At 52.8% G+C, this 12,050-nt stretch carries 9 protein-coding genes; 4 read left to right on the forward strand and 5 right to left on the reverse strand.

Features of this window, described 5'->3' with window-relative positions; all coding sequences use genetic code 11:
- Nucleotides 1–66: 66 nt before the first annotated feature.
- From KNO98_RS04830 to secA2, 3 genes are all read right to left on the reverse strand, one after another.
- Nucleotides 67–2,820: a bifunctional 2',3'-cyclic-nucleotide 2'-phosphodiesterase/3'-nucleotidase gene (locus KNO98_RS04830; protein ID WP_214699407.1), complete on the reverse strand. Its 2,754-nt coding sequence runs from the start codon at nt 2,818–2,820 to the stop codon at nt 67–69.
- 133 nt (nt 2,821–2,953) lie between these two features.
- Complete coding sequence (locus tag KNO98_RS04835) at nt 2,954–3,757, reverse strand: SLAP domain-containing protein (protein WP_214699409.1); 804 nt, start codon at nt 3,755–3,757, stop codon at nt 2,954–2,956.
- The gene (gene secA2, locus KNO98_RS04840) at nt 3,757–6,123 is read right to left on the reverse strand and encodes an accessory Sec system translocase SecA2 (RefSeq protein WP_214699416.1); all 2,367 of its coding nucleotides are present in this window, start codon (nt 6,121–6,123) and stop codon (nt 3,757–3,759) included. The genes KNO98_RS04835 and secA2 overlap by 1 nt, the downstream gene beginning before the upstream one ends.
- A 252-nt stretch (nt 6,124–6,375) precedes the next feature.
- On the opposite strand from secA2, the gene KNO98_RS04845 reads away from it, so the two are divergent.
- Entirely contained in the window at nt 6,376–7,671 is a 1,296-nt protein-coding gene (locus KNO98_RS04845) for a Y-family DNA polymerase (protein WP_214699418.1), read from the forward strand.
- A complete protein-coding gene (locus KNO98_RS04850; RefSeq protein WP_026825463.1) occupies nt 7,668–7,997 on the forward strand; it encodes a YolD-like family protein in 330 nt (109 codons plus the stop codon). Before KNO98_RS04845 ends, KNO98_RS04850 begins: the two co-directional genes overlap by 4 nt.
- On the opposite strand, the gene KNO98_RS04855 is transcribed toward KNO98_RS04850, so the two are convergent.
- Together KNO98_RS04855 and KNO98_RS04860 are read right to left on the reverse strand one after the other, a co-directional pair.
- On the reverse strand, nt 7,994–9,550 hold the full coding sequence (locus tag KNO98_RS04855) for a SulP family inorganic anion transporter (RefSeq protein ID WP_251129575.1): 1,557 nt from the start codon (nt 9,548–9,550) through the stop codon (nt 7,994–7,996). The genes KNO98_RS04850 and KNO98_RS04855 overlap by 4 nt on opposite strands.
- A 133-nt stretch (nt 9,551–9,683) precedes the next feature.
- Nucleotides 9,684–11,096: an NAD-dependent epimerase/dehydratase family protein gene (locus tag KNO98_RS04860; protein WP_214699422.1), complete on the reverse strand. Its 1,413-nt coding sequence runs from the start codon at nt 11,094–11,096 to the stop codon at nt 9,684–9,686.
- Between the two features lie 135 nt (nt 11,097–11,231).
- On the opposite strand from KNO98_RS04860, the gene KNO98_RS04865 reads away from it, so the two are divergent.
- Nucleotides 11,232–11,420, forward strand: coding sequence for a hypothetical protein (locus KNO98_RS04865; protein ID WP_214699425.1), 189 nt, complete (start codon nt 11,232–11,234; stop codon nt 11,418–11,420).
- A gap of 79 nt (nt 11,421–11,499) precedes the next feature.
- Nucleotides 11,500–12,000, forward strand: coding sequence for a hypothetical protein (locus KNO98_RS04870; RefSeq protein ID WP_214699428.1), 501 nt, complete (start codon nt 11,500–11,502; stop codon nt 11,998–12,000).
- Nucleotides 12,001–12,050 lie beyond the last annotated feature (50 nt).

Consider the following 12,050-nt stretch of genomic DNA (forward strand, 5'->3'; position numbering starts at 1 on the left):
TTCATTCACATTTTAGACACTTTTATCCGACAAAAAACGACGCCCGAATCGGACGTCGTTCAACTCTTATTTTAGTTTGAATGTAGCTTGTTTTGCACCAGAACCATCATAGTCACTCGCGATGACTTTATACGTTCCTTTCGCAAGACCTTTTTTGAATGTGAACGTATACGTTCCCGCCCAGCTCGCTTTCACTTTCGCCACTTGCTTACCTTTGGCGTCTTTCAAGACGACCTTCGCACCCGGTGTCGTTTTTCCAATCAATGCACGAGTACCGATTTTCACACCTTTCGTGTTTTTCGGCGTCACCACTTTAGGTTCTTCGAGAACAAACGATTTAGTTTCCACTACTTTACCTGTGACATCTTTCGCTTCGATTTCATAGCTTGCCGCAACGAAACCAATTCGTTTTGTGAACTCAAATTTACCTGCTGTGTCAGCCGTCGCATAGGCGATTCGTTTCCCATCACGTTTCAATACCATTTTAGCACCCGGTGAAGTCGTTCCTGTCAAAACGTTTGTGTTCGTGTATGTCAAGCGCTTCGAAATCGCTGGCGCTCCGACGAATCCTGCACCGACGACTTTCGTTTCTGTCATCGTCTTGCCATTCAATTCACTTTCAATCGTCAACGACTGACGGAGTTTGAGCGGTTTGACCGTCAAACGGTACATGCCCTGTGCATCGGCTTTCGTCGTCGCGAGGACCGTCTTGCCATCTTTCAACGTCACGTTCGCAGATGGAGCCGTCTTCCCGGTAACGACTTTTGCACCCGGCTTGATCACATCGACCGAGAGTACCAAGTCAACGGGTGCCGCTTCGAGCTCAGTCGTATAGGTGCGGAAGAGACGACCTGCCGCATCTTCACGCGTCGCGTCTGTCGCTTCGATTCCTTCGTAAAGGTTCAAGTACTGCTTACCTGCATCCGCTGTTTCAAATGTCACCGAACGTTTCGCGTCCGCGACGATCTTCCAGTTGTCGTCGGCTTTGTAGTCTAACTTGTCTTTACTTTCGATAATGTAGTCCGAGATGACGTTACGTGTCTCGTACGCTGAGCGATAGACGATGTTCTTCCCGCCACCGAGGCCTGGGAACGATGAAGAACCGGCGCGATAGTTGTTCGTCGCGACCAAGAACTCCTGGTCCATCTTGATCGGTTGTCCGTTATATTCGACATTTTTCACGCGGTTCGCATTCTCGTTGACGAGCTTCCCGCCGACATCGAACTTCGCAGGACCCGTGACATCAATCTCATACGTCAAGCCGTCGAGAATGTCGAAGTTGTAGCTACGGAATTGAAGGTTGAGTAAGTTTTCGCCATCTTCTTCGATTTGGTCAAACGCACCCGCTGACATCTCGAGCCAGTCCATGACATCTTTTCCTGTCACTTTGACGACTTCGAGCGTGTTCGGATACACATAAAGGTCCGCGACGTTTTTCAAAGCGATTTGCCCTTTCGGGATGTTCGTGTAGTAGCTCGCATCCGTCAATTCACGGCCACCGGCTTTGAACGGTGCGCCCGCTGACAACAGTGGCAACTCTTTATACGCTGAAAGTTCCGGGTTCGTCTCGAGTTCTTTCTCGACATACCATTTCTGTGCATTCGTCACGAACTGGACTGATGCATCATCACGGACGAGTGCGAAGTAACTTTGGATGTCGTCTTGAATCTCACCGACCGGTTGGTTGATATAGTCGATTGTCGCCAAGTGGTCGTCTTCAATCAACGCTTGAATCGTCGGGTCGACCGCCGTATCAGCCGTCACCGTGTCGAGCGTTGCTGATGCATCGATGATTTGCCATTTCCCATCTACGAGTTCGAGCTCGAAGTCGATGACGCCGAGGTCTTTCCCTTGGTTATTCGCCATGACGACCGGTTTGCCATTGATTGTCCCTTTCGTCATGTCGACGTTCGGGAACGAGGCGAACATACCTTTCGCATCTGGGAAGCGACCGTGTTGATGCCCTGTCATGACCATGTCGAGTCCGTCAATCTTCGTGAGCGCGTAACCGACGTTCTCCTCGCTGTCGAGTTGCTCGTCTGCGAGGGCTGCACTTTCACCGATACCTGAATGCGCGAGGGCGACGACGACGTCCGCTCCCTGGTCTTTCAATTTTTGTACCGCTTCACGTGCCGAAGGGATGATATCCTCTGTCGTCACACGACCTTGAAGGTTCCCCGAATCCCATGACATGATTTTCGGAGGGACGACTCCAAATACACCGACTTTGATCGTATGTGTTTCCCCATCCATGTCTGTAACCGTTCGTTCGATGATTTGGACCTCTTGTCCATCCACGTTGAACTTCGAGACGATCGGGTTGCCTTCTAGATCGTTGACGTTCGAGTTGACGAAGCGAAGTTTCCCTTTTGACCCTTCCATCGCGTTGTATAGGAAGTCGAGACCAAAGTTGAATTCATGGTTCCCGAGTGTGACGGCATCGTAGTTCAATGCGGCCATCGCCTTGTACATCGGATGTTCAAACACTTCATTTTTTCCGGCTTGGCTCTCACGGACGTAATCGCCAAACGGTGTCCCCTGAATCGTATCCCCGTTATCGAACAAGAACGTGTTCGTTTCCCCAGCGGCTGTACGATGTTCATTGATGAGTGTCGCGACTTTCGTCAACCCGATCGTGTTGTCGACCTTGTCTTGGAAGTAGTCGTAGTTCGTGATGTTCGTATGTAAGTCTGTCGTCTCTAAGAAACGGAGCTTGACGATATCCTCGTCCACTTCTGCCAAGACGTTCGGTGCCTGTAGCGGCAAAACGGTTGGTAACACGAGCGCGGTCGCGATCGACCATTTCAATGCGGTTTTCATGTGATTGTCCCCTTTTTTTGGCTGATAATTGTCTAACCATATTCAATATAACACCAGCCGTCTTTCCCTCCTATTACATTTTTGTATAAAAATAGACCTAATTTCCTTTACAGAAATCAGGTCTATTCTCCTATCATTGTTTAATACGAACGCTGAACGGTCCATCGCCCTCAATTTCTTCAAACGTGACCGATACCGGGTACGCATGTTTACCATGGACTGGCTCTTCAAGACGAATCATCGTGAAGCCGATTACGTCCTCGCCACTTACGAGTTCAAGCGGGAGTTTCTCGACGTTCAAGTGGCGGTCGTACCCGTTGCGGAGGAGAATCGTCGCCGTGACGTTCGTCTCTTCTTTCTCTACCGAGACGAGCATCAAATTGAACTCGTTCTCCCCGACCGGTGGCGTCGAGATATTCGTCCGCATGAGCTGTTGCCATGCTCGTTTCGAGAATGTCGCTTCTTCTTCCGGTGATACGAGTTGTAGCGGGTCAATCGGGTTCATTTGGAAGACGAGTCGGAGCGAGTCGTACGACTCCACCTCGCCGAACATCTCATCCAAGAAGAAGTCCAAGTAGACCGGCTTGCTCGTCCACGCTTCAAAGCTCGGCAGTTCAGAACGCCCTAGTACCTTCCGTCCGATCGGGACGTTATTCGCGTCCAACAAGAGGACCGGCAACTCGTTGATCTCGAACGAGCTCGGAAGCGTATTGCGGAACAACGCCACGATTGACAAGTCATGTCCGAGCGACTCGGCATTCAACAACTCGATCGAGAGCTGGTTGTCGAGAAGTGCGGGAAGTCGTTTCGCGTGGTAACGGAAGACGTACTCATCCTCTTTCGGAATCCCCATCGCATCGTCGATGACGAGCGTCAATTGGCGTCCTTCCTCTTTATTTCCTGTCTCGATTTGTTTACGTTTACGAAATCCTAACATTATACTTCCTCCTCTGCCATCTCTGCAAAGTAGCGGTCGAGCTGGCATAGTTCCGTCGTGACATCCCGTGCGATATTGATATACGTCTGTTCGAAGATTTCAAGTCCTTCTTTTCCGAACTGACGGCTCGGGTCTTCCTGACCGTAGCTACGAAGACCGATCCCTTCTTTCAATCCGCTCATCGTCGTCAAATGATCCGTCCACTTCATGTCGACGGCGCGGAGAAGCGACTCTTTCGCGAAGAGGACGATGTCGTCCTGTTCGAGGCGTGACGCCGTCGTAGTGATGATTGTCTCCATCCAGTCGTTTAAGGCATCCTTCAGTTCACGCGTATCCGCGATGTCATTTGCCCATGTCGGCTCCTGCATCGTCAAGTAGCGCAAGTCTTCTTTCAACTCATCGATCGGCCATTCCTCAGGCACGAGTTCATCCGACACATGCATGTCGATGCTGTTCTCGAGGGCGAGACGCATCATGCCGAGGACGTTTTTCGTAATGGCATCCGCATCGGCGTTGACGGCCTGGTTACGAATCGTATAGATGATATTCCGCTGCTCGTTCAAGACGTCATCGAGTTTGAACAAGTAGTCCCGAATCGAGACGCCGAGTCCTTCAATCGTCGTCTGCGCATATTCGATGATCTCGATCGCATCTTTCGTTGAGACCTCACCTGTCGCGCTCGGCTTCAACTTCTTCTCCACGCGTTCTAACTTTTGCGCCGCATAGCGTTTCACGATCTCATCTTCGAGCGAGACGAAGAACTCGGTCGCACCCGGGTCGCCTTGACGTCCCGAACGACCGCGGAGCTGGTTGTCGACACGTTTTGACTCGTGGCGCTCCGTCCCGATGACGAAGAGACCGCTCGCTTCCTTCGCTTTTGCGTCGAGCGTGATGTCCGTCCCGCGTCCGGCCATGTTCGTTGCGATCGTCACTTTGCCGAATTGACCGGCGTCTGCGATGATGTCCGCTTCCTGTGCGACCGTCTTCGCGTTCAACACGTCATGCTCGATCCGCTTCTTCTTCAAGTGCTTGCTGATCGCTTCTGACTGTGCGATCGAGGTCGTCCCGATCAACACCGGACGTCCCATCGCATGAAGTTCCGCCACTTTTTCAGTGACCGCCGCATACTTTTGCTCGGTCGTCATGAAGATGCGGTCCGGATGGTCAACACGCTGACGCTCGCGGTTCGTCGGCACTTGGACGACGTCCATGTTGTACGTCTTCAAAAACTCTTGGCGTGACGTCTGGGCCGTCCCCGTCATCCCACCGACGAGCGGATACATGCGGAAATAGTGCTGGATCGTAATTTCCGCCGTCGTCTTGTTCTCCTCGGTGATCGTGACGCCTTCTTTCGCCTCGAGCGCCTGATGCAACCCTTCCGACAAGCTCCGCCCTTCCATGATGCGTCCCGTAAACAAATCGATCAGTTCAATCTTGTCTTCACGGACGATATAGTCGACGTCGAGCTCGAACAAGACGTTCGCCCGGAGCGCCTGGACGAGATAGTGATAGAGCACCTGATGTGAGGCGCTGAACAGATTGTCGATGGCGAACAGCTCTTCAATCTTGACGATTCCTTCTTCCGTGAACGTCGCAGATCTCGACTCGAGGTCGACCTCGTAATCGGTCTCACCGAACTCGGAAATGATCTGTTGCGCCAATTGTTTCAACCGAATGTGCGATCGGTCCTTTTGCGCGATGATGAGCGGTGTCTTCGCCTCATCGATCAAGATGCTGTCGACTTCATCGACGATTGCGAAATGGAACGGGCGTTGGACCCGTTCTTCCGGCTTATGGACAAGGTTGTCACGCAAGTAGTCGAATCCGAACTCCGTCCCGACCCCATACGTGATGTCTGCCTGATACGCAGAACGCTTCTCGTCCGCCTCGATGTCTGGTACGTTCAAGCCGACCGTCAACCCGAGGAAGTCATGAATCTTCCCGATCTGTTCAGCGTCACGTCTCGCCAAATAATCGTTCACCGTGATGACATGGACGCCTTTTCCTTCGAGTGCTTTGACGTAACTCGGTAAGGCGGCGACGAGCGTCTTCCCTTCCCCGGTCGGCATCTCCGAGATGTTCCCTTCGAGGAGGGCAAATCCACCGATGAGCTGGACGTCATAGTGACGCATGCCGAGCACACGAACCGACGCTTCTCGGACGAGAGCGAACCCTTCTTCCGCGATGTCATCCACTTTCTTTCCATCCAAGAGACGTGCTTTGAGCGTCTCCGTATATGTACGCATCTCGTCATCCGAGAGGGCTTTCATCGTTGTCTCTAATCCATTAATACGCGCGACCCGTCGTTCATACGCTTTCAAACGCCGGCTTTGATCATTCGTTAACTGTTTTACAAATTGGATCACACTAATAGCCTCCATCTTTCTATCAATTCATCACTTACATACTCGTCTATTATAACGAAAATCGAACCAATTCGGATACTTTTTTACGAAAACTTCCTAAAAGTTGGTTTTTAGACACGTGAAAACCTATAAATTTTGGGTAATTTTCAAAAAATCTTTGTAAAAATATTTTCAATTCACTATTTGAGATGACGTGAGACCGTGTTACGATGAAAAAAACAGAACATTTGTTCGTAAAAAGGAGTGGTGACGATGCGCAGACGAATCTTTTGTATCGACAGCGTCTCGTTCTATGCCAGTTGTGAGTGTGCCGCGCGCAACAAAAATCCTTATCACACGAAGCTCGTCGTCCTCTCGAACCTCCGGGACAGCGGGGCGCTCGTCCTCGCTACGACCCCGAAGATGAAACAGCTCGGCATCAAGACCGGGTCACGTCGCTTCCACATCGACCGCCTCCCGTGGCACGAACGGCAAGACGTCCTCTATGCCGAGGCGCGGATGAGTCATTATTTGAACGTTTCCATCCAAATCATCCACATCCTTCATCAGTTCGCCCCGCCCGAGGCGATTCGCGTCTATTCGATTGACGAGACGCTCGTCGACATGACCGGGACGGAGCGACTGTTCGGAAGTGACGAGCACGTCGCCCACCTCATGCGTGCGACGATTTTTCGCTATACAGGGATTCCCGTCACCATCGGCATCGGACCGAACAACGTCCTCGCCAAGCTCGTCCTCGATTTGCATGCGAAAAAGAAGGGTGTCGCCACGTGCCTTCTCCAAGACGTCGAGCGACTGATTCACCCTGCCCCGATTGAGAAGATGTGGGGCGTCGGGACGAAGATGGCGGTCCATCTGCAGCGACTCGGCATTTTCACGATTGGGGATTTGACCCGCTATCCGCTCGAATCCCTTCATGAAAAGTTCGGTGTGATCGGTGCAGAACTTTGGCATCACGCCTGGGGCATCGACGAGTCGCCGACCATCCTGCCAGCGAGCTCCTTGTTCGGGGCGAAACGGACGCGACCGAAGTCGATCGGACACGGCATCACCCTCATGAAAGACTACACGACGTATTCCGCAATCCGGCTCGCCTTACAGGCGATCGCGGTCGAGGTCGGCATGCGGACACGGCAAGCGGGACTCGTCGGGGGGACGCTCCACCTCGGGGTGCGCTATACGCGAACGAGCGACCGGGGTGGCTTCAGTAAACAAAAGAAGCTCCCCCGCTTCACAGCGGACGAGCAAGAGTTTCTCCCCATCTTAGTGCAGCTATTTTTAGACGGCTGGGAAGAGACGGAGGCCGTCCGTTACGTCTCGGTCGCTCTCGGCAAGCTCGAGCCGCGGAGCGACCACGTCCAGTTATCGTTCTTCGAAGACGAATGGGCGAAGGCGAAACGGCTCGACTTCCTCGATTTGATTGACGGCTTGAACGTCCGGTTCGGTCGCGGCACGATCCGACCGGCATCGAGCCTACTAAAAGACAGTCCGCTCCGGACGCGCCAACGTTTAATCGGCGGACATAAACAAGGAGGCGATTCCTCATGAGCAAGACCCGCTATCGTGACCGGGGTGAGTTGAAATGGATCCCATTTCTCATGCCCGAGCACGTCGCCCTACTGAAACGTTATTATGCACAAATCCAAAAGATCGAACTGCCCGATTTGGATGAACAGCTCCTCTATCTCTGGCAGACCGAGCTCGAACGGGCCATCCGTGAAGGCGATCAGGTCGAAGTGACCTTGTTCGTGGACGGCTTGACGACAAGCATGCGCGGCTATGTCCATGCCATCTATTACGCCGAGCGCGAGGTCGAACTGTTCGACGGCGAGGTGCGCCGCGTCCCGTTCACCGATATCTTGTCCGTTCGTTAAGACGCCTCGATCGCTTCCTGGGTCGTCTCGAACGTCTCGATTCCGTCGAGCAGACCATAGTGAGCAAGCGTCGCGCGGACCGAGGGAGACAGGTGCGCGAAGATGACGTGACGGTCGGCCGCTTTCAGTTCGGTGACGACACGACGCAACTCCTCGACTGCGGTCACATCGATGACCGGGCAGCGGTGGAAGTTGAAGATGAATACGTCCGGCTCCCGATGGATGTGATGGAGGACGTGCTCGAACAACTCGACCGCACCGAAGAAGAGGGGACCTTCGACACTGAAGACGATTTGGCCGTCTCGCGTGACGTACCGTTCTGTCCGTTCGCGCACATCAATCGTATCGGCCATCCGTTTCGCAAAGAGCGCGAGCGCACAGATGACGCCGACCTCGACGGCGACGACCAAGTCGACGAATACTGTCAATAGTAGCGTGACAAGTAAGACGAGCGACTCGGAGGAACGATGACGCAACATCGCCATCACGTGATGGCGTTCGGACATGTTCCAGGCGACCCGCATCAAGATCGGGGCGAGTGCGGCGAGCGGCACGTAACTCGCGAATGGGGCGAGGACGAGTACCGCAACGAGCACCGTGATCCCGTGAATGACGCCGGCACGTCGACTGACCGCCCCCGCCTGAATGTTTGTCGCCGTCCGAGCGATGGCACCTGTCGACGGAATCCCACCAAAGAACGGTGTGATCACGTTCGCAAGGCCTTGTCCGAACAGTTCCTTGTCCGGTTTCATCTTCGTCCCCGCCATCCCGTCGGCGACCGTTCCCGAAAGAAGTGACTCAAGTGCGCCAAGGAAGGCGATGGCGAACGCGGATGGGAGGAGCGTCGTAATCAGGTCGAGGTCGATCGCAAGCCAGTTGAATTCCGGTATTCCGCTCGGGATGCCACCGTATGCACTTCCGATGGTCGCGACCTCACCCGGGATGAGGAGACTGACGAACGTCGGGACGAGCATCGCCATGAGTAAGAGCGGTAAACGGAACGGTAGCTTCGGCACGAGCCAAAGCGTCAAGAAGCCGATCCCGGCAATGACAATCGGCCACATCGATGCTTCGGGCAACGCCTGACCGAGGCGAAGCAAGTTCTCGTGAAAATGCGGCGCCTTCTCAAACGTGACCCCGAACAACTCATCGAGTTGGTCGACGAAGATGACGACGGCAATCCCGGCCGTGAAGCCAATCGTGACAGCACGAGGCATAAAGCGGATGAGCCGTCCGACCCGGAGCACGCTCATGAGGAGCAGTAAGATTCCCGCAAGAACGGTCGTGACGAGTAACCCCTCATATCCGTAAGCGAGGACGACACCCGAGACGATCGGGATGAACGCTCCCGTCGGCCCGGCGATTTGAAACGTCGAACCCCCGAACAGACTGACGAGGATTCCAGCGAAGATGGACGTGTAGAGCCCATATACCGGCGGGACGCCTGAAGCGATGGCGAATGCCATGGCGAGTGGTATGGCGACGACACCGACCGTGATTCCGGCCGAGATGTCCTTTTGCCACATCTCACGTGTGGAGAGTGATTCTTGCATCATACATTCCTTCTTTCCAATCAGTTCAAAAACGAGTTTAGTGTACGCCTGGAAAGAGGGCTTGTAAACGGGTTGAGAAAAACGTTAACAGAATGTACAAAAGAAAAAGACGCACCTTTCGATGCGCCTCCCTTCAATTCGTCGGAGCTTCTACGACTTGATCGCCATCTTCCGCGTCTTTCCCCAGCAACTTCACATGACGACCGAACAGCCACATGACGACGAGATGGGCTTTCGCCTGCGTCTTCGTATAGAACCACCACGGGAGGGCCGGTACGAACTCATGGATGGCGACGAGTCCTTCATCCGACTCTGGTAATCGCCGGAATTCGAGACGCCCCGTCTTATCCTCTTCACTTAACTTGACAAACTTGCCCCCGTCAATCGCAAAGGACGCCATATCGTCTGTCGCTTCTCGTTCGAGGGATAGATGAAGCGCGACGAACGATGGATCGAGTAGCGCGATCTCCCAATCATCGTCTTCTTTTGTCGTCTGGATGAGCGGATACATAAAACGACCGAGCCATTCGAAGTACGTGTCCGCCATCCAAAGTGCCGATTTTTCTTCCGGCAGACCGAACCGCTGAATCGAACGGACCGTATACGATTTCGGTTGCTTTTTCTTCTTCTCGCCCGAGGACTGCTTCTCTTCTTCCTCAAGCGCATGTTCGACAGCCTGTTTGAATGGAATTTCTCCCTGGCCGATGCCTTCGACGGTATCTTTTGCCACCATCGCGTGCCCCATGCTCTCGACGAGCGGATAGACGGTCGCCTTCGGTTCACCCGTGACGGCCATGACCCACAGCCGCGACAGTTTGATTGTCGGGAACGGGAAGTCGATCAAGACACGACGCTTGTCTATGACTTCGGCCGTCTGCTCGATCATCTTCCGATACGTCATCACTTCGGGGCCTCCGATGTCGATATGACGGTCATAAAGCGACTCGGCACCGACGACCGAGATGAGTGCCTGAACGGCTTCCCGAATGTCGATCGGATGTGTCTCCGTCTTCGTCCAGCGTGGCAGGATCATCGAAGGCAATCGTTTGACGAGCTTCGCTAAAATAGGGAACGACGAACCTTCTGGACCGATGATGAGCCCCGCCCGAATCGTCGTCACCGGCACGCCTTGTCCGCCGAGGATGCGTTCGACTTCGAGTCGACTCTTCAAATGACGCGACAACGTCTTCGACTCTTCTGGGATGATACCGCTCAAATAGACGATCTGTTCGATATCTTTCGCGCTCACTGCCCGGGCGAAATTATCCGCGATGAGCGCGTCCATGTCTTCGAACGTCGCCTGCGTCAATCCCCCGTCCGGAATCATCGAGTGGACGAGGAACATCGCGTAGTCCGCTCCCTCACATGCTTCTTTTGTTGCCTCATATGAGAACAAATCACAGGCACGCCACGTGATATGGGCTTCATCTTCTTTATTCTTCGTCGATCGCGACAACGCGATGATGTCGTATTCTTCTTTTAGCTGTTCCATCACGTTCGAGCCGATATAGCCGCTCGCCCCCGCAATGACAATTGTTTTCCGCATAATGGTCACTCCCCTAATTATTCGCATAGAGGTAATGTACCCTTCTTTTTTAAAAGATAAATCAGTCTAAGTATGTAGAGCCTGCTCGACCGATTCATACTAAAATGAGAATAATTAGAAAAAGGAGGGATATTCATGGGATTTTGGTACTTTCTTTTGCTTGGATTGGGAATTATCCTCATCGTGCGAGGGATTGCAAGTCGCGCGAAGCAAGGTGGGTTGATTTTAGTTGGGCTTGTGATGGTCGGAGTATCCATATTTATGTTCCAAGATGGCAGTGCGGACTTGGTCGCGAATTGGTTTGATCAAATCACCGGTCGATAAGTCACTAGAGTAATAGCGAGAATCATTGACAATCTTTTTAACGTCTTCAATCTATAATTGATATGGAGGAAGCTCGACGATGAAACAGTTCAAACGAGTAAGTGCCGTGGCGTTATTCTCCTTGATTGGATTTGCTCTTTTCCATTATGCGACCGAGTCGAAGACGGGTTCCGCTGCATGGACGACGGAAGTTGCGACACATCACTTCAAAGACATCTTAGAAGCGCAGCAAACAGCGATTGAAACGTATACTCCTCTCGAGGATATCGAGCGAACGAAACTGTCACACGAAGATGACGTCGTCCGGCTTCTCCTCGGTCAGCGGGATTGGGTCGAGCAATTTCACTATACGATTCAGGATGTACAAGTGGAGGAAAAAGGCGGCTTCTTATACGCAAACGCTTATGTGACGCGAAATCTTCAATTTGAGAGCGGTGTCACGACCGGACTCGGTGACGAGATGACGATTCAATTGAGGTCTCCGAATGAGGCGATCGAAGAGGTGGAGCTCGACAATCATAGCGTGACACAATCAGACCAACCCTTTTTCAAACGCTGGATCAGTCGAGTGTTTGACTGAACAAATCCCACTTTCCGATTGGAGAGTGGGATTATTGTTAAAACGATAAA

The organism is Exiguobacterium sp. s57 (genome assembly GCF_018617685.1).
GTDB classification, from domain to species: Bacteria; Bacillota; Bacilli; order Exiguobacteriales; family Exiguobacteriaceae; genus Exiguobacterium; species Exiguobacterium marinum.